Here is a 20,744-nt window from a genome sequence, read left to right on the forward strand (position 1 = left end):
CATTTCATCCAACACTAGCCAGAGTGTTCGGATGGCTCGCTTCAGCACCGACGTGAATGCCACATCAAAGACAAATCCTTCCTGCTTGAGCAAGCGTCCGGCTTGACGCGCCTCTTCGATGCCTTTTTCAGACAAATCCACGTCGGTCCAACCCGTGAAGCGATTCTCCTTATTCCAGATGCTTTCACCATGCCTGAGCAACACCAGCTTGATCATAAAGCCTCCTCAGAAAAAGTGGCACAGGCACTGCTGCCTGTGGCATTTTTCATCGTTTCTGGGCGCCGTCCCGCACGACATGAACAACTCCCTTGAAGATAACATTTTCATCCTTCGTGGCGTGCTGTTGCACATGAGCGATTCCCTTTGGGTTCATGCAGTACACGATACAACTCGCCAATATCTATGTTGCGTCCGGTGATCAGCGCTGCGATTTTCCGTGACGCGGGCAAATGCCAACCACCAAGCAACGCCGCCACCGCCAAACTGCCACCGCCTTCGACAACCATCTGTTCCCGTGCCAGACATTCCACAACAGCCTGCCGAATGCTTTCTTCGGAAACTAACCAGATGTCATCCACGAAGCGACTAATCAACGGAACGGTCATCGCCCCCGGAGCGATATTGCCGGCCAGCGCATCGGCCATCGTAGGCTTCTCTTGCACCGCCACAATCGAACCAGCGTGAAACGCATGATACATGGCCGGCGCATGTTCCGGCTGTACACCGATGAGCCGAATCCGTGGATTGATCGCCTTGGCCATCATGGCCACGCCGGCCAGCAATCCGCCGCCGCCGGTTGGGACCAAAATCGTATCCAGGTCAGGGACCTGCTCAAGCAATTCCAGCGCAATCGTTCCCTGGCCAGCAATAACCTCAGCATCGTCATAAGGCGAGACAAACGCCACATGCTCAGCCTGAGCGCGCTGCAAGGCAGCGTGTTCAGCTTCATCATACGTGTCGCCGATCAGCTCCAACCGCGCGCCCAATCGCTCAATGCCATCTCGTTTTGTCTGCGGCGCGCTACGAGGCACAATGACGGTGGCCGTCAAACCCAACAGCCGAGCGCCATAAGCGACAGCCCGTCCGTGATTGCCGGCAGAGACTGCTAGGATGGGACGTCTGTCACCCTCAGCCGCCAATCGGTTGAGTTTGTTCAGCGCGCCACGCAGCTTGAATGAACCGGTGTGTTGCAGGTTCTCCAGCTTGAGAAATACATCACAGCCGACACGCGCTGACAGCCATGATGCATGCACGCATGGGGTCAACCAGACATGCCCGGTCAATCGCCGCCGCGCTTCCAATACATCGGTTGGCGTCACCTTGTCCATCAGAAGCGAGGTTTTATCATACTTTCCTGACGAACTCCATTCACCCATGAACGTCATTGCGAACGCCAACGAAACCGTATACTGCTCGCGCATGTTCAGCAGATCGCGTTCGCTCAGATGTCTTTGCGCCGGAGCAGGCGAACGCACAGAAGAGTTGTCACGTCACAAGCAATGCCCCGAAACAGTGAAAAACAAGCATTGATTGACTGATTGAAAAACTGTTCATCAGTGAATCTGTGCCGCATTCTGCGAGGAGCTGTTCAGGTCGCCGGTAGCGGCGCGGGAGAAACGAGCAGAATGGAGCACAGGCAGGAATGCCTATGCCACATTCTCAGAAGAGACCTGAGATAACAACCGACCTATTGACGTTGATCGAGCCTCATCGCTTCGACTTTTTGGCGCGAGGAGCAGATGGGTTCTTGTTGTGACCTTGCTGATTTGGATCAATGCCAAGCTCACGAAGCATCCGGGCCAGTCGCTCAGCCCGCTCCGCCTCACGCTTGGCTCGCTCCGCTTCTCGCTCAGCCCGCTCCGCGCCTGTGGGAATTAATTTTCCCTGTGCGTCGCACCAGCGTAGCCATGCAGCGTCAAAGTTCTCAAACGAGCCTTCCCAGATGGTCAATCCTAGACCGACTTCGGGCATGTAGTAGTTGCTTCGCGGCACAAATTTTCTTCCGCGATTTTCGTAGAAGTAGAACCTCTTTTTGCCCAGTATCTGGTCTGGGTCGTAGACAGCATAATAAAGAACGCCGATGCGCGCGTAGTCTTGCAGTTTGTTTCCTAGTTCATTTCCTTCACGGTTGGAGACAACTTCGATGACGACCTCAGGCGCTTTTCCGTACTCCCAGAAAAAGTAGGAGCGATACCGCTTCTTCCTCAGCTCTTTCGGGACGCGGACATCAAGGCTGAGAAAAACATCCGGCACGAGCGGCGGTTGATGGATCGAAGGAAACATGCCGACATTGGCAGCCACCAGAAATGGCCGTGGCTGGTTGTTTGCATCCATTCCAGGCCCGGACCACGAATGATAGAGCGGTTCGGTCAGTAACCGCATCTGTTTTTCCGAGAAGATATTGTCCACAGGCGTATCATCCTCGGTAACCAGGTCTTTGACCAACTCGTCAGGATCAATATCCAAAGTGAATGGAACGGCCGTCTGTGGTGTTGCCATAATCCTTTGTTGACCGACGCTTATTTTTTCACCTCTTTCGGCTCGGTGTAGGTGGTGCGGTATTGGACTTCCAAATTCTTATTGTCTTCTCGACCGTCGCCGTCTACATCAACAAGCACTTTGATACGCCGCCTCTTTCCCTCGCGTCGCGGATTGCTCGGCGTATAGCCGAGCACATATTGATTGCGAATCATCGTCGTGATGGACTCCAGCACCGTCGGCAACTCGCCCGGAAATCGTACGCTGTAGAAACGCCCGCCTGTGGACTCGGAAAAGGTGCGCAGTTGATTTTGCGCTTGCAGAAAATCGAGCCGCGCCGGCCCCGAAAGATACGGCTCAGCCCGAATATAGGCTACTTCCCCCACGCCGATACTGTAAATCGGCACGCCGGCATTAGACACAATCCGGCGAGCTTCGTCGAAATTGATCCTGCTGAATGTATCGTACCCAGTGGCGATCAACAGCACGCAGGTCCGCCCTTCAATTTCAGCCAATCCACGATACGTTTCGCCATCCACAGTCCCACCATCGAGCACGAATTTGAGCGCGTCAAACAGATTGGCTTCGCTAAACGCCGGCCAGTTGCGAATCAACAAGTGAACCGACTCCATCAATTCATTCACATTGCCAGTAAAATCGTTCAGCACCTTGGGGCGAATGTCGTAGGCGACAATGGCTACATAATCGCCCGGTTTGACAAATCGGGAGACAAACAATCCAGCCGGATAGATAACTTCTTCACGGATCCACTGAATGATCTTGCTATACTCAATCAGGATGACCATTGTCAGCGGCGCTTCGGCGCTGGCAAATGTTACGATCTCCTGTTTGACATTATCCTCGTAGATGGCAAAGTTCTCCTTTTTCAGTCCGGTGTAGAGAATCCCTTTTTTCTTATCGAAGACAACCACCGGAACACTGACCAATTCGGCGCCAAGCTGAACAACCGGTTCTTCCTGACCGGGCTTTGGCTTGGGCGCGGTTTGATCAATGGGCACATCGCGTTGCTCCGGCTTTTGCTGCTCCGATTCGTTCTTAGGTCGCGGGCGCGGCTCTGAGCGGCGACCGGCCTGCGGGCTGAGCGAAGCTCCCGGCGACGCTTCTGTTGTGTAAGGCATTGGAGCCAACAAGCCCAGTATGACGATGCCAAGGATGAGTGGTGTGCTAATCGTGAATCGGGTCATCATATCGTGGTCTCCTCAGCCGAGATGTTACCAGCATAGATGAGCACACTCAAGACCAAAAGGCGGCTTCGGGCGCGAACAAGGAAATTTGCTCAGGGCGCTCGGTCACCGTCGCCAAGCGGCGAAAACTGATGTCGTCAAGCAGTAAAAACGGAGTCCTCAAGAGACGGAACCCACATCGCCAAGCGGCCAAAACCAAGTCATCAAGCAGTGAAAACGAAGTCGTCAAGTGACCAAAACGATGGCCTCAAGTGGCCAAACCGAGGTCGTCAGGATTGTCATGCTCCGGCCAGAGCACTTATACCCGAACAAAGGTCATGTTTGATAAAGCAGCACGGCTAGCAGAACATCGCAAGCGGCAGTCTCCGGTTTTCTGTGGGTATTTGCACTCATGCTCGCTCGTTTCTGTTGAGCCGCGCCGGCGGCCTCAGAGAAGGTAGCCAGACGGGCAATGTCTCCAGCAGCAGACCGAACAATCGTGGCGCGTTGGAGACGCGCCAGAGGCAGCGGATGCTTAGCCAGCGATTGAACAGCATGAACGAATCTGCGAGGGAACGGGTGGCGCCCCTTCAGGGCGCGACGGATTAGGGATCATGCCCACCCAGACGTTTCACGTCTGGCTACCTGCTGGTGCGCGGCTGAGGCCGCTGCCGGAGCTTGCTCGGTTCAAAACATCACACGGCAGCAGGCGCCCACACAGCGACGCCCTCCAAACGTGCGTCGCCGCAACACAAAAACACCACACGTCAGCAGGCGCCCGCACAGCGACGCCCCTACACAGAACGGTTCTTTTTCTCCACGATTGATATTCCCCTACAGGCAAGTTCCCTAGACCGTAACGATGCTGCGCCTGCCACGATCTCGCCTGCTCAAGCCGAGCTTGCTTTACAAGTTTTTACTGCCATCTCTTTTGCCGATTGTTGATCATCGTCTACAATGGGGGCGAAACGGCGATTAGCGTGTGATGAGCGCTTCGCGTCGTGCATTGAGCGTGATGAAGGCTTATGGAAGCGTTATTCAAACTGTTGTTCAAACACCAGCCATTCATCTTCCGTAACGGCGATCTGACGTGGGCGGTTGATGTGTCAACCGGCTGGATTGCGCTGCTGAGCGTGAGCCTTCTGGGATTTGTTTTCTGGCTCTACCTGCGCTCGACGCCGCCATTACCCCTCAACGTCAAACTGACGCTCGCCTTTGTGCGGCTCGGCTTGGTGGGCCTGCTGCTTGTCTGTCTGTTTCAGCCGGTCATTGAAATCTCTGCCGTTGTGCCTCGACAGAATTTCGTTGCGCTCTTGGTGGATGATTCACAAAGCATGCGCATTGCCGACGAACGCGACGGCACGCGCAGCGAGACGGCGCGCAAGCTGCTGGCTCAGACTCATCGCTTTTCACAACAATTGGCTGAAAAGTTTCAACTGCGCTACTACAGGTTTTCTTCGGGCATATCGCGGTCTGAGCAGCCGCCGGCGCTCACGGCCTCAGGCCTCGCAACAGACCTCGCCAAAGCGATTGAAACTGTCGTCAATGATTTTCGTGGCTTGCCTCTTTCGGCCATCGTTGTGCTGAGCGATGGCGCGCATAACGCTTCGACAGCCGTAGCGCCACTGCTGAACAGGCTTGTCGCCGATCAAGTGCCGTTATACACGGTCGGTTTGGGTCGCGCCGATCTGGATAGTGACATTGAACTCGTTAAGGTGGACGCGCCACGAACGATTCTGCAAGGGTCCAGCGTCAACGCGACGCTAACCATCAGGGGCCGTCGCTCATCGCCGGTCACCTTGCTGGTGAAAGAGGGCGAACGGGTCATCACGTCACAGTCGGTCAAACTCAACGGCGACGGACTGGCTCAGCCGGTCACCATATCGTTCACGCCATCGGGCGTTGGTTTCAAGCATTATGTCTTCACTATAGAACCGACGCCTGAAGAATTGATCCGTGAAAACAATCAGCGCGACGTCGTGATTCAGATCAAAGATGAACAACCGCGCGTCCTGTACGTTGAAGGCGAGCCTCGCTGGGAGTATGGCAAATTGCGCGCGGCGCTGCGCGAAGAAAAGAACGTCATCTTCAGTTCGCTCTTGCGCACGGCCAAAAACAAATACTATCGCCAAGGCATCGAAAGCCCTGATGAACTGCGGGCCGGCTTTCCTTCGTCACGAGAAGAGCTCTTCCGCTACAAAGGGCTTATCATTGGCAGCGTCGAAGCCAATTTCTTCTCCTTTGAACAACTGAAGCAGGTTGAGGCATTCGTTGCCGAACGCGGCGGCGGATTCCTGATGATCGGCGGACGACAGGCATTTACTGCTGGCGGCTATCGCTCGACGCCAGTGGCTGACCTTTTGCCGGTCATCATCTTGGACTCAGCCGAGCGCCCCGTCCCGCTCTTGGTGAGAGCGAATGTGACGTTCAACGGCAAGCAACATCCTATCACGCAACTGACTGATGTCTTGTGGGAGCGATTGCCGATGCTCACCGTGCCGGAGCCGCTGGCTCGCATCAAACCGGGAGCCGTCACGTTGCTTGAAGGCCGAGCTGGCCAGCGCCAATCGGTCCCGCTGCTGGTCATGCAACGCTACGGTCGAGGTCGCAGCTTGGCTTGGATGGCGAGTGATTCGTGGCGTTGGCAGATGCAGATGCCGGCTGCGGACCTCTCCCACGAGCGATTCTGGACCAACCTGGTGCGCTACCTGGTGAGCGATACACCCGACCCCGTGATGGTCACCACCGACCGCGATGCCTATCATCCATCCGACCCCATCCGCATTCGCGTGGAGGTTAATGATCGCGCGTTTCTCCCGATCAAAGACGCGACGGTCGTGGCTCACGTCCAGCGGGCTAACAGCCTAGATGAGGCGATTCCGCTCTCATGGTCGGACGAAGCCGGCGCATACGCTGCCGAAATCGTCGCGCAAGGAACCGGCCTACAATCACTCGATGTCACCGTCAGCAAAGCAAATCAAAACATTGGCGCAGCAACCACAGCCTTTTTTGTCGGCGACCAGCGCCGCGAGTATTATCAAGCGCACCAGCACGCCGCATTTCTGCGTCACTTGGCGGAAGAAACAGGTGGACGTTATTACACCTCCATGACGGTCGAACGCTTGCCCGAAGAAATTTCCTATACCAACCGTCCATCGGCGATGCGCGTGCGCAAAGAACTATGGGATATGCCGATCAACTTTCTCCTGTTGATTGGACTGGCCGGCGCCGAATGGTTGCTGCGAAAGAAATACGGATTGGCATGAATAACTGGTTATTGATCATCGGTTGCTGGGTATTGGTCATCGGCTGTTCGGCTGGCAGCAATCAATCGCTCGTGGCCGAGATGAGCCAAACGCCCGCTTCAACCCCGTCGGCAACACATGGACAACCACCAACAGCGACGCCGGTGAAACACAGCCAACCGCCCACGACGAGCATCCACGACAAATTCGCCATTATCATCAGCGGTGTCGGCGGGGAGGCCAGCTACGCCAAACGATTCGCCCAATGGGCCGAAACGCTGGCCGAGCTGCTGCGTCGCCAACTCAACTTCGACGACAGCCGCGTCTTTATCCTCTCGGCCACGCCCGAGCTTGTGGCGCATGCCAACGTCAAGCAGGCCACAGCAGAGGCGGTTCGCGCCACATTGGCGCAAATCAAATCGCTGGCTTCGGCGCACAGCTTGATTTTTGTCTTCCTGATCGGGCACGGCGCCGTTGATAACAATCAAGCAAAATTCAACCTGGTCGGACCCGATATGACGGCGGAAGACTTCGACCGCGCCCTCGATGCGCTTCCGACTGAGCAGGTGATCTTCGTCAATACGGCCAGCGCCAGCGGCGCATTCATCAACGCATTGAGTCAATCAGGGCGCATCGTCATTACGGCCACGCGCAGCGGCCAGGAGCAAAACGCGACGATGTTTGCCGAGTTCTTCATACAAGCCTTCAAGGAGCATCAGGCTGATTTTGACAAGAATCAGCGCGTATCGCTGCTGGAAGCATTCACCTTTGCCACTCAAGCGGTTGAGCGATGGTACAAGGAGCAGGATCGTTTGGCCACTGAGCACGCGCTGCTCGACGACAACGGCGATAAGCTCGGTCATCGCGATGCGCGTGGCGGCGATGGGGCGCTGGCGCGAACAACCTATCTGGACTCGCCTGTGCCGACTCAGGCCGCCGCTGATCCGGAACTCGCTCGCCTGATCGCCGACAAAGAACGACTCGAGCAATCCATTGAAACGCTCAAAGCGCGCAAGTCGCAGATGGACACAGCAACATACGAATCGGAATTGGAACGCTTGCTCATCGAACTTGCTCGCATCAGTCAGGCAATCAAAGCGCGACAGCAATGACGATGAAACAAAACGCACAGCAATACCACACTCAACGCGACCAACGTCGAGCGCAGTCATGCTGCCGATGCGACGTCGGTGTTGGGCATCAGGCGTCACCGGCGCTCCATCCATGCCGCATCTTGGCGCTCATTCTGGTCTGCATGTTGGTCGGCTGCGCCTCCGGCTCAAAAGCGCAAGAGCGCTCGCTCGCTCAACTGCGGGCATCGTTTGAGAGCGGTCAATACCAGCAGGTCGAGCAAGCCATCACAGAACGTCTCGCCACCGATCCACACAATGGGGCGCTGCTCAATCTGCGAGGTGAAATTTATCTAGCGACGGGTCGCTACGCAGAAGCGCTTCAGGACTTTCAGATGGCGGCCCAGCACTCACACGGCGCCGAGGCGTGGCGCGCCAAGCTCAACATGGGGCAGGCGCTGCTGGCGCGCGGTCAAACGGATGAAGCGCAGGCTCTCTTTCGCCAGTTCATCTCGCTCTACAACAGCGGCCAAACGCTCAACGCTGAATTATTGACGTTGATTGCTCGCGCCCTTGTTCATTTGGAATACTATCACGACGCCAATGATCTTTTTCTCGATGCCATTGCGGCTGATCCAAACGCTCTGGAAGCTCATCTGTGCGCCGGCGAGTTATACATCGAGAAATACAATTACGCCGAAGCAGCGCAGTTTTTCCGCGACGCGCTGAAAGTGAACCCAAACAGTGCGCGCGCGCATCTGGGGTTGGCTCGCAGCCAACAGATGCACAGCGAGGCGCAGGTCGAACAACATCTGGCGCGCGCCTTGTCGTTGAATCCGAATCTGGTGGACGCCCATCTCGAGCGGGCAACGCGGCGGATTGAGCTGGATCAGTTTGATGAAGCCCTCAATGACATCGAGCAGGCCTTGCGCGTCAATCCCCATTCGCTGCCGGCGCGCGCCTTGCGTGCTGCCATCTTCCATTTGCAAAATCGGCCTGATGAATTTCGCGCCGAAGAGCAACGCGCGTTGGCTGTCAATCCGCGTGGCGGTGAGTTTTATCTCATCCTGGCTGAATCGGCGGTGACGCATCGGCGCTATCACAGCGCCGTTGGGTTTGCTCGTCGAGCGGTGGAGCTCTCGCCACGCTTGTGGAAAGCCCATGCCACGCTTGGCATCAACCTACTGCGCACGGGGCAATACGCAGAGGGACGCGCCGCGCTCGAGAAAGCGTTCGCTGGCGACCCGTTCAACATCTGGACGAAAAATACGCTCGATTTGCTCGACAGCATGCGCGATTACCGCGAAACGATGGGACGCCATTTCCTGGTGAAGGCAGCCCCTCAGGAGAGTGAGATTCTCGGCCCATTGGCGCTCGAGTTGCTGGAGGAAGCATACGAAAAACTAACCGCAAAGTATCAATTCAAGCCGCGTGGCCCGATCATCGTTGAGCTATTTGCCAACCATGATGATTTCGCTGTGCGCACGCTGGGCTTGCCGGGCTTGGGCGCGTTGGGCGCCTGTTTCGGGCAGGTCATTGCGATGGACTCGCCGTCGGCGCGCCCGTTGGGTCAGTTCAATTGGGGCAGCACGCTCTGGCACGAATTCGTTCATGTCATCACACTGCAAATCACCGACTATAAAATCCCGCGCTGGTTTTCCGAAGGATTGTCAGTTTACGAAGAGCGTCGCGCTCGTCCCGGTTGGGGTGATGATTGGACGCTCGATTATCTGCAAGCCTTCGTGGAAGGCCGATTCCTGCCCATCGCTGAGCTGGATGCCGGCTTCCTGCGGCCACGCTCGCCTGAGCAAATTTCTTTGGCCTACTTTCAAGCTTCGCTCGTGTGTGAATTCATCGAGGAGACGTTCGGCTTTTCGGCGCTGCTCAAGTTGCTTGGCCAGTACCGGCAAGATGCCACCACGTCTGACGCGCTAAAACACGTGTTAGGGCTGAACCCACCGGCGTTTGACGCGGCGTTTCGCGCGTTTGTCGAGCGCCAGACGGCTGCCTATCGCAAGGCCGTTGATTTTGCCGCGCTGCGCGCCGGCCACCGCGCGCTTTCGCCGGAGGCTTGTCGAGCCAGATTAACGATCAATGCGGATGACTTCGTAGCCCACTGGCGATTGGGATTAGCCTACCAAGCCGAGGGACAACACCAGAAAGCGATTGAGCATCTGTCGCGCGCGGTGACGGTCTTCCCGTTTTACACCGGCGAAGCGAATCCTTATCTGCTGCTGGCTGATTTGTATCAACAGCAGGGCAAACCGGCAGAAGCGATCGCTGTGCTGGAAAAACTCGTCAACCTTGACGAAGATCATTGGGAGGCGCATGATCGGCTGGCGCGGCTATTGGTCGAGCGCGGCGAGGGCGCGCGCGCGATGGCGATTTTCCAGCGCGGCATGTATATCGCGCCATTGAACGCGGCTTGGCAGGAGCGGGCGGGCGAATGCTTCTTGCAGCATCAGTCGCCGGAGCGGGCGTTGCGGGCGTTTCAGGCCATGTTGGCGCTGAATCCACCGGACAAGGCGCTGGCCTATTATAATGTCGCGCGCGCTTGGTTGGCGCTGGCTCGGCCAACTGAAGCCAAACGCGCGGTGTTGCAATCGTTGGAAATTGCGCCGAGCTTTGAGAAGGCGCAGCAGTTGTTGTTGCAGTTAACCAAGTAGGCGCTGCATGAACGCAGCGACTGATGGGAGTCATGACGATGTTCAACAAACAATGTCTCGTCAGCATCGTGCTTGTGAGTCTGGCATTGGCTGTTCCCGGACTGAGCCAAGCGCCGCCGGCCGAGCCTGACCTCTCTGCCCGCTTCACGTTTGCCCGCATTAAATTCGGCGGGCCAGCGCTGAGCCGGTTTGAAGCCTTCGGGCAAGGACCGCCCTGGTCGCACGATTACCCGCGCGGCGGACGACATCTGATGAAAATTTTGACCGAACTGACCACGTTGGAGGCCAACCCAGACGAAATCATTCTCACACTCGATGATCCTGAATTGTTCAAGTATCCGTTCGCCTATATTTGTGAAGTCGGATTCATGCAACTGAGCGACGCGGAGCTACAGGGTCTGCGAGAATATCTGCTGCGGGGTGGTTTTCTGCTGGTTGATGATTTTCGCGGCGAGTGGGCGCTGGAGAATTTGCATCAGCATCTACAACGCGCCTTGCCCGAATTTCAATTGGAGGAGTTGGAGATCGAGCATCCAGCGTTCCATTGCTTTTTCGACATTGCAACGCTCGACGTTGAACCGCCTTATGGCGGCGGGATTCCCAAGTTCTACGGCCTCTCCGACCAACACGGACGGCTCATGATGATTGTCAATTACAATAACGACATCAGCGAGTACTGGGAATGGTCGGATGATCCGTTCTTGCCGATTGAGCAAACCAATGAAGCATACAAATTCGGCGTCAACTACGCGCTGTACGCATTGACGCACTAATTCAGGAGCAGACGATGGCTGTCAAAGATGAGGCGCTGTTAGACAAATTGATCCATGTGCGTGGGCAACTGCAACGCGAGCTGCGCAAGGTCATCATCGGCCAAGACGAGGTGATTGAGCAGGTGCTCATGGCCTTGTTTGTCGGCGGGCATGCATTGATCACCGGCGTGCCCGGATTGGCCAAAACGCTGTTAGTGAAAACGCTGGCCAGCGTGCTGGACTTGAAGTTCAAGCGGATTCAGTTCACGCCCGATTTGATGCCCAGCGACATCACCGGTACCGACGTGATTGAAGAAGACTTCACCACAGGCCGTCGCACGTTGCGATTCATCAAAGGCCCGATTTTCGCCAACGTCATTTTAGCTGACGAAATCAATCGCACGCCGCCCAAGACGCAAGCCGCCTTGCTGGAAGCGATGCAGGAATATCACGTGACCGTGCAGGGTGAAACGTACGAGCTGGCGCGTCCTTTCTTTGTCTTAGCCACGCAAAATCCTATCGAACTGGAAGGCACTTATCCGCTGCCGGAGGCGCAACTGGATCGCTTCATGTTCAACATTCGGATTGACTATCTCAACGAAGACGATGAAGTGCGTGTGGTGAGCGCGACAACGGCGTTGCCGCATCAGCCGTTAGAGCCGATCCTTTCGAGCAACGACATTCTTGACATCCAGCAGCTTGTGCGCCAGGTGCCCGCCGCCGAATCTGTCATTCGATACGCCGTTCAACTGGTGGCAGCGAGCCGGCCGAGCACCCCGCAAGCGCCTGAGTTCATCCGCCGATGGGTTCAGTGGGGTGCTGGCTTGCGCGCGTCACAGTATCTGATTCTCGGCGGAAAGGCCCGCGCCTTGCTCGACGGACGGTATAACGTCTCCTGCGAGGACGTGCGAACGTTGGCTTACCCCGTGCTGCGACATAGGATTTTGCTGAATTTCCATGCTGAATCGGAACAGGTCACCGTCGAGGAGATCATCGGGCGACTGATTCAAACCGTGCCGGAACCACGATCAGGACTTAAATGAGATGAAACAGACGCGGCCATCATCATCCACGCTTCGTTTTCTGGCGCCCGACGTGCTCGCGCGCATTCACTCACTGGAGCTGCTGGCGCGAACCGTCGTGGAAGGTTTCATGGCCGGCCTGCACCGCTCGCCACGACTCGGTTTCAGCACGGAATTCGCTGAATACCGCCCCTACATGCCCGGCGACGACCTGCGCCTGCTCGATTGGAAATTGTTTGCGCGCACAGACCGCTACTATGTCAAAAAATTTCGCGGCGACACCAACACCCACGGCACGATCCTAATGGATGTGAGCGCTTCGATGGACTACGGCTCCGGCGCCATCACCAAGCGCGATTATGCTTGCTATCTGGCCGCTTCGCTGGCCTACCTGACCAATCGCCAACAGGACGCTGTCGGCTGGATCGCTTTTGCGGATGAGCTGCTGCAATACATCCCGGCTAAACACCGTCCGGGTCACTTGCACACCGTTCTGCTGGCCATCGAAAAAGCCGCGACAAGAAAACAAACCAACATCGCGCGCAGTCTGGAAAGAGTCGCTGCCTTGATCAAGCGACGAGGCATCCTGATTGTGATTTCTGATTTGTATGCTGAGCCGGATGAGATTCTGCGTGGACTGAAGCACCTGCGCTTTTGCGGGCATGATGTGCTGGTCTTCCACATACTGGACGAACATGAGCTAGACTTCCCGTTCACACAACCGTTGTACCTGGAGGACCTCGAAACGGACGAAGAGAGGCACGTCGTGCCCGAACGCCTGCGCGCGCAATATCTCCGACTGCTCCATGAACACATCGAGACGTTGCAGCAAGAGTGTGGCCGAGCAGGCATTGATTATGTGTTGATGAAAACATCCGAGCCACTGGATCGGGCTTTGTTTTCATACTTATCACGACGCGCCAAGTTGTATTGATAATCCTGGAGGCGGCCTCGGCAATAAGGATGAAACGGCAGACGCACACAGATGACGTAACAACAGACATGCTCAACCGAGTTGACAACAGCGGCGCGTTGAACCTCGATGCGTTTTTGAGCTGCTGCTCGCGATTGCAGCCGCACTGGTGAGAGAGGAATGAGCTTCCTGAATCCATGGTTTTTGATTGGCGTGGCGGCCGTTGCCGTGCCGATCCTTGTGCATCTGGTGCAGCGTGAACGGGCGCAGCGGGTCTCATTCCCCTCGCTGATGTTTGTTCGACGCGTCCTGCAGCCTTCAACCCGCCGGCGACGACTGCGTCACCTGTGGTTGCTGGCCATGCGCTGCCTGGCGTTGATTCTACTGGCGCTGGCCTTTTCCCGACCGTTCATCAGCGGCGACGCCCGTGAGCAGGCCGACGGACGCCATCTGGTGATCGCGCTCGATACATCCTATAGCATGCAGATCGGCAACCGACTGGAGCGGGCGCTGGAACGGGCGCGAGCATTGATCAACAGCGCCGACCGAGGGGATCGCATCGGGTTGATCACGTTTTCTGACCGATATGAAATCGTCCAGCCGCTTTCCCATGACAGACAGACACTGCTGGATGCGCTGGCTCGGCTCAAGCCGACACTGAACGCTACCAACTATGAACCGGCGCTCCAAGCGGCTGGCCGGATGTTGCCTCCAGGTCGAACGAACGTTGTGGCGATCATCTCGGATTTTCAAGCAACCGGCTGGGCACCATCCGGCGAAGTCACGCCCATCGCTGCTCAACTCATGCCGATTGATGTCGCTGACGAACATGACACCAATGTGGCCTTCGTGCAGGTGAGCGTAGACCCGATCGTTTATGCGTCCAAATACGAGAAGAATCTCTCGGTCAAACTTGCAGCCGTCGGTCAACAGCCGCAGAGCGTTGGCGTCACGTTGCATCTGAATGATCGCCCAGTTGACCAAAAGATGGTCACACTGGATGCCAACGGTTCAGCCATCGTTGAATTCACCGGATTTCCGCTGCGTGACGGGTTCAATCGCGGCGTCATCGAAATCAGCGGCGATGCGTTTGCGCTCGACAACCGCTATTTTTTCACCATTCAAAAACGCGATCCGCTCTCCATCGTGTGTGTGGAATCAGCGCCGGCCACCAGTTTCTACCTCGAGCAAGCTGTTTCCGTCAGCGAGCCTCATCGGTACGCGCTCACCATCACACCGGCCAGCCACTGGACATTCGTCGAACCGGAGAAGACAGCGGTTGTCATCCTGAATGATGTAGACCGGTTGACGGACGCGGCAGATCGTCAGCTCGCCCGTTGGGTTGAACAGGGCGGCGGCCTGTTGCTGGCGACTGGCCGTCGCGTTCATGCAGCCACTTTCAATCAATCGTTTGGCGCGCTGGCGCCGGCCACGCTACACACGGAGGCTGAATCGAGCGCGAGCCGATTTGAGTCCATCGCCGAGTTGGACACATCTCATCCGTTGCTCGCGCCGTTTGCGCCGACCCGAGCCGTCAACCTGGCGCTCGCGCGGATTCACGGCCACTGCCTGGCTGCGCCCAAGCAAAACGCTCGCGTGCTGGCGCGCCTTGCCAGCGGGCATCCACTGCTCGTCGAGCACGCTGTGGGTTTGGGCAAAGTGCTGCTGTTCACATCATCGCTCGATACGAGCTGGAACGATCTGCCGCTATCGCCCATGTATGTACCGTTGGTGCAGCAAATACTCCGCTATCTACGCCCGACTGACGCGCCAACGTCCTATCTAGTCGGCCAAGCTGTTCGCTTGTCGCATTCAGCCTCGCCGCTGCGCCTGGACAGCCCCACTGGCAAACGAGTGCAGACCACTGCTAGTTCATTCGTGGCGGAAGAAAATGGCCACTATCGCCTGCGTTCTGCCGCTGGCGAACAGCTCATTGCCGTCAACCTTGATTTCCGCGAATCAGACTTGCGAAAGCTGGACGTCAACCAGTTTGTATCAGCTTTCAGCAGCGCACACGATGCGCCACCGGCTGCGGCATCCAGCCAAACCGACATGCCGCTTTCACGCGATCAAGAGCCGGGGCGTCGCTTGTGGTGGCCATTGTTGATGGCAGCCCTTCTCCTGTTGTTGATAGAAGCCGGCCTGGCCAAGCGCATCGTCGTATCACCGGCTCACTCTCAGCGTTCCGAGCAACATCGTGTTGCGGGCTTGAAGTTCACGTCCAAGGTTTGACGTTTTGAGGATGATTATGAACGAACGAGCACAACTCACTGCGTTGATTGAAGCGGCGCGGCGCCGCTGGCGGATGGCTGTCGCACTGAAGGGATTGCTTATCAGTGTGGTCATAGCCGGGATTGTTTTCATCTGCGCGGCCTCACTGGTCCAATACCTGCACGGCGCGACGCCGTGGCTCGTGACGTTGCGGGCGATCTCGCTGGCTGGCGTGTTGGCAGCATTAGGATTTTTCCTCCTACGACCGCTTCTGAGGAACATCTCCGACGGGCAGATGGCGCGGTTTATTGAAGAGCGCAATCCTGGGCTTTATGACCGGTTGGTCAGCGCCGTAGACTTCGCCGCCGAGGCCGCTCATGCCGACGCCCTGATGGTGCAACGGCTCATCCGCGACGCTGCGCAGCGCGCCCAGACCATCGCCCTGGATACGGTTGTGCCCAGGGCGCGTCTGCGTCGGTATGCCGGCGCGCTGGCCGCAACCATTGTTGGCTTCGGCGTGCTGCTTAGCTACGGTCCTCACTGGCTGCGGCACGGCTTCTCCACACTCTACCTGCCTTGGCTTGAATCAGTGCAAGCCAGCCCATACGCCATCATCGTGCATCCGGGCGATGCCCGCGTGCCTCAGGGCATAGACCAACCAATTATCGCCAAACTTTCAGGCTTCGACGCCGAGCGGGTTGAACTTTATTTCAAACAGCCAAGCCAACCGGATTGGACAAGTGAGTTGATGCAGTTGACGCGAGAATCGCAGGACTACCGATTCGTGCTGATGAACCTGCAAGAGACGGTTCGTTACTACGTGCAGGCTGGCAGGATTCGCTCGCCCCAGTTCACCATCGAAGTGGCCGATCTAGCCCGCGTTGAGCGTATCAGTCTGAGCTATCAATTCCCCGCCTATACCGCCATGCCGACTAAAACGGTCGAAGATGGCGGCGACATCGTGGCGCTCAAAGGCACGCGCGTGACGATTCAAGCCATTTTGAATCGCCCCGCTGACGCAGCCACCATCGTGTTAGACGGCGGCGCGACGGTTGCCATGCAGATGATCGAACCAAACCGATATGCTGGGCAGATCACAGTCAGTGACAACAGCACGTATCGCATTGATCTCAGCGCAGCCGGAGAACGCTATGCAGGCTCGGGCGTCTATGAAATCATCGCGCTCGATGACGCTCCGCCAACGGTGAGAATCGAAAAACCCGGACGCGACATGAAGGCTACCAGCATTCAAGAAGTTTTCACGCAGGCGCGCGCTGAAGATGATTACGGCGTGGCGTCCATGGAGCTGCGCTTCTCGGTCAATGGCGGCAAAGAACAAACCATCCCGCTGTATCGCGCTGGTCACGGCGCGCCCAAGCAACTGACCGGCACGCATACCTTCTTCCTGGAAGAGTTCAATCTGCAACCCGGCGATGTGATCACCTACTACGCCACAGCCAAAGACGGTCGTCCAACCGCTGACGGCCATCAGGGATCGAGCGACATCTATTTCCTTGAGATTCGCCCGTTCGACCGGACATTCCGACAAGTTCAGCAAAATCCTAATGCGGGCGGCGGCGATGGCGATCAGAACACGCTGGCGCAGCGACAAAAGGAGATCATCGCGGCCACCTGGCGCCTCATTCGTGAACAACCGACGCAGTCACCATCTGAGTGGCAAGAAAATCTCAATGCTGTCACGTTGATCCAGGAGCGACTGCGACAGGATACCCACTCGCTGGCGACCCGCATTCGACAGCGGTTCGGCGCCTCGCTCGATGAGCAAGCAGAGTTCAAACAATTGGCCGACTACCTCACGCAAGCAACCCATGAGATGGACGCGGCGCTGAAAGAACTGCGAGCACGACAGCCAAAAGACGCGCTGCCGGCAGAGCAACGCGCGCTCCAGCAATTGATGCGTGCTGATGCCATCTTCCGCGATATTCAAGTCGCCTTCGGCAGCGACGCCGGCGGCCAAGGCGCTCCAACACAGGCTGAAGACCTGGCAGACCTGTTCGAGCTGGAACTGGACAAAATGAAAAACCAATATGAAACGCTCCAGCGGGAACGCCGGCAGCAACAAGACCGACAATTGGATGAAACGCTGCGCAAGCTGCAACAACTGGCTCGTCGCCAACAGCAACAGGCTGAGCAACAGATGCGGCGTTCGCTTTCAGGCGGCGCACGCAACCAAACGGGCGGCAGCGCCGGTGGTGAGCAACAACAATTGGCCGAAGAAACCCGCGAGCTGGCCCGCCAACTGGAGCGCCTGTCGCGCGAACGGCGCGACCAACGACTGAGCGAGATAAGCCAGCAACTACAACGCGCCGCCGACCAAATGCAGCAAGCGCAGCAAGCCGGTAACTCGACGGAGTCGGCAGCCCATAGTCAGCGCGCGGCTGAACAACTCGATGCCGTGCAGCGCCGATTGCGAGCCGCTCAACAGGCTGATGGCCAACAATCGCTCCGACAACTGCAGGAGCAGGCTGCCCGCGCCGCTCAACGACAAAAGGAAATTGCTAAAGAGGTTGACCATCTGGCTCGCTCCGGTCAAACGGATGCCTCGTCCGAGGCAATTAAACAACGCCTCAAACAACGCAAACAAGCGCTGGCCGACGAAGTCACAAGCATGCAGCAGGAGATCGAAGCGGTGGCGCGCGCCGCAGGCCAAAATCGAGCGGCAGCCGAGGCGTTGAAAAACGCTGCTGAAGCTATCGAGCGAAATCAATTGCCGGACAAGATTCGCCAGAGTAACCGGCTACTGGAAAATGGTTGGTACGATCAAGCGCGCCAACGCGAAAAAGAAATTCAAGACACGCTCAATCAAATCGCCAGCGATTTACAACGCGCCGACGCTTCGGCGGGCAGCCGGCCTCAGACCGAAAAACTCGAAGAGGCGCTGCAACGGACGCGCCGGCTGGCCGATGATCTGGAATCGCTCCAGCAACGGTTGCAGCAGCAGGCACAAGGTCAACGACAACAACTGGCTCAGGGGCAGTCATCACTGAATCAGCAAAATCAACAAGACCGCCGGAGCGCCCAACAAGGTCGTCTTCCTGGTCAACAAAACCAAAGTCAGCAAGGCCGCCCGTCCGCTCAACAGAATCAAAATCAGCAAGGCCGGCCCTCATCGCCCTCGATCAATGATCCGAGCACGTCGTTTCAGAATCAACGAGACGACCTCTTCCCATTTCAGGGAGGGCGTCCTCGCCTTGGCGGTGACCGACGTCAATGGGAGCGCGAACTGGACGAGCGAATCGCCGATATTGAAGCATTGCGACGGCAGTTGGGCAGTGAGTTTGCCGGCGACCTTGCTCAACTGATTCAACGGCTGCGGCAATTGGACGCCGAGCGGTTATTCAACGATCCAGATGAAATCGCCCGATTGAAAAGTCAGTTGATTGATCCGCTGCGAGCGTTGGAGTTGGAATTGGCGCGACGACTGCAAGCGGCGCTCGGTCAGCGCGGGCCGATGCTGATGGACGAAGCGAGCGTTCCTGAAGGGTATAGGAAATTGGTTGAGGAGTATTACAAACGGTTGGCCAAGAGCAAATGACCGCGCGGGATCAGTGATGATGGCAATCGCTTGTTGCCTTGCGGCGGGTATCACCAAACACAATCCCAACGCGCCACCAGTAGGCTTCTTGAGGCAAGACGGCTCATCCCGCTCGCCGGGCAAAGAGTGAACGAACCGGCCAATCAGTCCAGAAACCGTCGTGACCGATGGAGCATCCGAACACCGCTGCGCGTTCGCGCGGCGCAAGCGTCGGCGCGGCGCGATCACTTCGTTGCGACACCCATGATATGTGGTTTGATGATGGGGAAAGGAACTTCAAAGCGCTGATACTCGACGCGAGCAAAGCCGGCTTGTTCAAGCTCCACCCACAGCTCACGGTCAGGACAACAGCCGTCGCCCACCCATTGCCACAGCGGTCGGATCGCTTGTTGCGCGCTTCGTAACAGCGTCCCGCGCGGCGCAGCCACGTGTTCCATGAAGAGAAATCGTCCACCTGGTCGGAGCACCCGATGGATGTCCCGCAACGCAACGGCCACATCCGGCACGCTGCACAGCACCAGCGTGCTGATGACAATATCAACGCTGTTATCATCCACATCCATCTGCTCGACTGTGCTGGTGCGAATGTCTATCTCTACTCCCAACTGCTCAGCTTGACGCCTGAGGTAAGGGTGCATGAACGGATTCGGCTCAACGCCGATCCACCGAATGCTCGAAGGCAAGTAAGCGAAATTGGCGCCAGCGCCCGGACCGATTTCCACCACATCGCCGCGTATGTCGGCAAAGAGAGTTTTCTTGTAACGAGCCACGGTTCGTTGGTATCGCGCCATGCCGTGAGCTATTCCCCACGCAAACAATCGCCGATACCAGTCAGGACGATGTGAGTGGTTGACAGAAGAGTTTGCCATAGCCAGTTCCCTATGAGGAATCGCCGATATGTTGAGCGATTGGCCCTGTTCACGATCTATGTTGGCAACCGTGAAGAGGTATTATTAACCCGAACTGCGTCGTCGCGGCAACTGCATGCTGGGCGCTGAGGCCTCTTTGACAGACTGCGCGTGCCAAACCCGAACGATTCCTGCTGGTTCATTCTTTGTGAGCGTGCGCCTGCCCGCGACGGACGATGAGCACTGCATCCTCAGAAGCGGACGTGTAACTGTTGCGTCAAAGAGATTGACCGTCGGTCGGATCAAACTATAATTCGTGGCGGTTGGCCATGGACACGGAGGGGAAAACGAACAAGAAGCGCCTGATCGGCTCCTACAAGCATCGGGACAAGCAGCCTGTTGATAACCTGCTGGTCGGGCTGGTCACGTCGCAATCCAACCTCGACGCCGGGCGCACTTCCTTTCAGCCCCCTGTCTCGCTTCAAAGCAAACAGGTGATGGACGTCCAAACTCTGGAAATCTGGCTTTGGGGTGCAGCTTGCGTCATCCGGGGTCCGGTGGACGCGCCAAAGTTCAAGGACTATATCCTGCCGCTTGTGTTTCTCAAGCGGCTTTCGGATGTGTTCGAGGATGAGCTGAACGAACTGGATGACAGCGCCAAGTATGTGGATGAGGACCACCAACTCGTGCGCTTCTACATCCCCACAGAAGCGCACCGCATGGCTCTCTCGTTGCCGTCCATGCCGCGATTTGCCAACAAGGGTGCGGCTAACACGGTCGGGCACTTTGGAGCGGCGCC

General features: G+C 57.1%; 13 protein-coding genes and 1 pseudogene. 9 read left to right on the forward strand and 5 right to left on the reverse strand.

Features of this window, described 5'->3' with window-relative positions; genetic code table 11:
* From NZ823_10140 to NZ823_10155, 4 genes are all read right to left on the reverse strand, one after another.
* Positions 1 to 216 (reverse strand): 2,3-bisphosphoglycerate-dependent phosphoglycerate mutase (locus NZ823_10140; GenBank protein ID MCS6805484.1); only part of this gene is annotated, 216 nt, incomplete at its 3' end.
* 107 nt (positions 217 to 323) lie between these two features.
* On the reverse strand, positions 324 to 1,421 hold the full coding sequence (locus NZ823_10145) for a threonine/serine dehydratase (GenBank protein MCS6805485.1): 1,098 nt from the start codon (positions 1,419 to 1,421) through the stop codon (positions 324 to 326).
* Between the two features lie 286 nt (positions 1,422 to 1,707).
* A complete protein-coding gene (locus NZ823_10150) occupies positions 1,708 to 2,499 on the reverse strand; it encodes a Uma2 family endonuclease (protein ID MCS6805486.1) in 792 nt (263 codons plus the stop codon).
* Between the two features lie 20 nt (positions 2,500 to 2,519).
* On the reverse strand, positions 2,520 to 3,686 hold the full coding sequence (locus tag NZ823_10155) for a VWA domain-containing protein (protein ID MCS6805487.1): 1,167 nt from the start codon (positions 3,684 to 3,686) through the stop codon (positions 2,520 to 2,522).
* 1,001 nt (positions 3,687 to 4,687) lie between these two features.
* On the opposite strand from NZ823_10155, the gene NZ823_10160 reads away from it, so the two are divergent.
* From NZ823_10160 to NZ823_10195, 8 genes are all read left to right on the forward strand, one after another.
* Positions 4,688 to 6,928, forward strand: coding sequence for a glutamine amidotransferase (locus tag NZ823_10160; protein MCS6805488.1), 2,241 nt, complete (start codon positions 4,688 to 4,690; stop codon positions 6,926 to 6,928).
* Positions 6,925 to 8,019: a C13 family peptidase gene (locus NZ823_10165; protein ID MCS6805489.1), complete on the forward strand. Its 1,095-nt coding sequence runs from the start codon at positions 6,925 to 6,927 to the stop codon at positions 8,017 to 8,019. Before NZ823_10160 ends, NZ823_10165 begins: the two co-directional genes overlap by 4 nt.
* A gap of 2 nt (positions 8,020 to 8,021) precedes the next feature.
* Positions 8,022 to 10,643, forward strand: a complete 2,622-nt coding sequence (locus NZ823_10170; GenBank protein MCS6805490.1) for a tetratricopeptide repeat protein — start codon at positions 8,022 to 8,024, stop codon at positions 10,641 to 10,643.
* Positions 10,644 to 10,681: 38 nt separating this feature from the next.
* Positions 10,682 to 11,416: a DUF4159 domain-containing protein gene (locus tag NZ823_10175; GenBank protein MCS6805491.1), complete on the forward strand. Its 735-nt coding sequence runs from the start codon at positions 10,682 to 10,684 to the stop codon at positions 11,414 to 11,416.
* A 14-nt stretch (positions 11,417 to 11,430) separates the two neighbouring features.
* Entirely contained in the window at positions 11,431 to 12,438 is a 1,008-nt protein-coding gene (locus tag NZ823_10180; GenBank protein MCS6805492.1) for an AAA family ATPase, read from the forward strand.
* A 1-nt stretch (position 12,439) separates the two neighbouring features.
* A complete protein-coding gene (locus NZ823_10185; GenBank protein ID MCS6805493.1) occupies positions 12,440 to 13,351 on the forward strand; it encodes a DUF58 domain-containing protein in 912 nt (303 codons plus the stop codon).
* A 159-nt stretch (positions 13,352 to 13,510) separates the two neighbouring features.
* Complete coding sequence (locus NZ823_10190) at positions 13,511 to 15,562, forward strand: VWA domain-containing protein (protein ID MCS6805494.1); 2,052 nt, start codon at positions 13,511 to 13,513, stop codon at positions 15,560 to 15,562.
* Positions 15,563 to 15,578: 16 nt separating this feature from the next.
* A complete protein-coding gene (locus NZ823_10195) occupies positions 15,579 to 19,097 on the forward strand; it encodes a hypothetical protein (protein MCS6805495.1) in 3,519 nt (1,172 codons plus the stop codon).
* A gap of 224 nt (positions 19,098 to 19,321) precedes the next feature.
* Here the strand turns inward: NZ823_10195 and NZ823_10200 are convergent, their stop codons facing one another.
* A complete protein-coding gene (locus NZ823_10200; protein MCS6805496.1) occupies positions 19,322 to 19,966 on the reverse strand; it encodes a class I SAM-dependent methyltransferase in 645 nt (214 codons plus the stop codon).
* 476 nt (positions 19,967 to 20,442) lie between these two features.
* On the opposite strand from NZ823_10200, the pseudogene NZ823_10205 reads away from it, so the two are divergent.
* Positions 20,443 to 20,649 (forward strand): annotated as a pseudogene (locus tag NZ823_10205) (type I restriction-modification system subunit M N-terminal domain-containing protein).
* The last annotated feature ends 95 nt before the right edge of the window (positions 20,650 to 20,744 follow it).

This window comes from Blastocatellia bacterium, from assembly GCA_025054955.1.
In the GTDB taxonomy this organism is placed as follows: Bacteria; Acidobacteriota; Blastocatellia; order HR10; family J050; genus JANWZE01.

Excerpts from the sequence above, each read along its gene's own strand:
- NZ823_10145 (MCS6805485.1), bottom strand. The coding sequence starts at position 1,421 with ATGCGCGAGCAGTATACGGTTTCGTTGGCGTTCGCAATGACGTTCATG.
- NZ823_10150 (MCS6805486.1), bottom strand. The coding sequence starts at position 2,499 with ATGGCAACACCACAGACGGCCGTTCCATTCACTTTGGATATTGATCCT.
- NZ823_10155 (MCS6805487.1), bottom strand. The coding sequence starts at position 3,686 with ATGATGACCCGATTCACGATTAGCACACCACTCATCCTTGGCATCGTC.
- NZ823_10160 (MCS6805488.1), top strand. The coding sequence starts at position 4,688 with ATGGAAGCGTTATTCAAACTGTTGTTCAAACACCAGCCATTCATCTTC.
- NZ823_10165 (MCS6805489.1), top strand. The coding sequence starts at position 6,925 with ATGAATAACTGGTTATTGATCATCGGTTGCTGGGTATTGGTCATCGGC.
- NZ823_10170 (MCS6805490.1), top strand. The coding sequence starts at position 8,022 with ATGAAACAAAACGCACAGCAATACCACACTCAACGCGACCAACGTCGA.
- NZ823_10175 (MCS6805491.1), top strand. The coding sequence starts at position 10,682 with ATGTTCAACAAACAATGTCTCGTCAGCATCGTGCTTGTGAGTCTGGCA.
- NZ823_10180 (MCS6805492.1), top strand. The coding sequence starts at position 11,431 with ATGGCTGTCAAAGATGAGGCGCTGTTAGACAAATTGATCCATGTGCGT.
- NZ823_10185 (MCS6805493.1), top strand. The coding sequence starts at position 12,440 with ATGAAACAGACGCGGCCATCATCATCCACGCTTCGTTTTCTGGCGCCC.
- NZ823_10190 (MCS6805494.1), top strand. The coding sequence starts at position 13,511 with ATGAGCTTCCTGAATCCATGGTTTTTGATTGGCGTGGCGGCCGTTGCC.
- NZ823_10195 (MCS6805495.1), top strand. The coding sequence starts at position 15,579 with ATGAACGAACGAGCACAACTCACTGCGTTGATTGAAGCGGCGCGGCGC.
- NZ823_10200 (MCS6805496.1), bottom strand. The coding sequence starts at position 19,966 with ATGGCAAACTCTTCTGTCAACCACTCACATCGTCCTGACTGGTATCGG.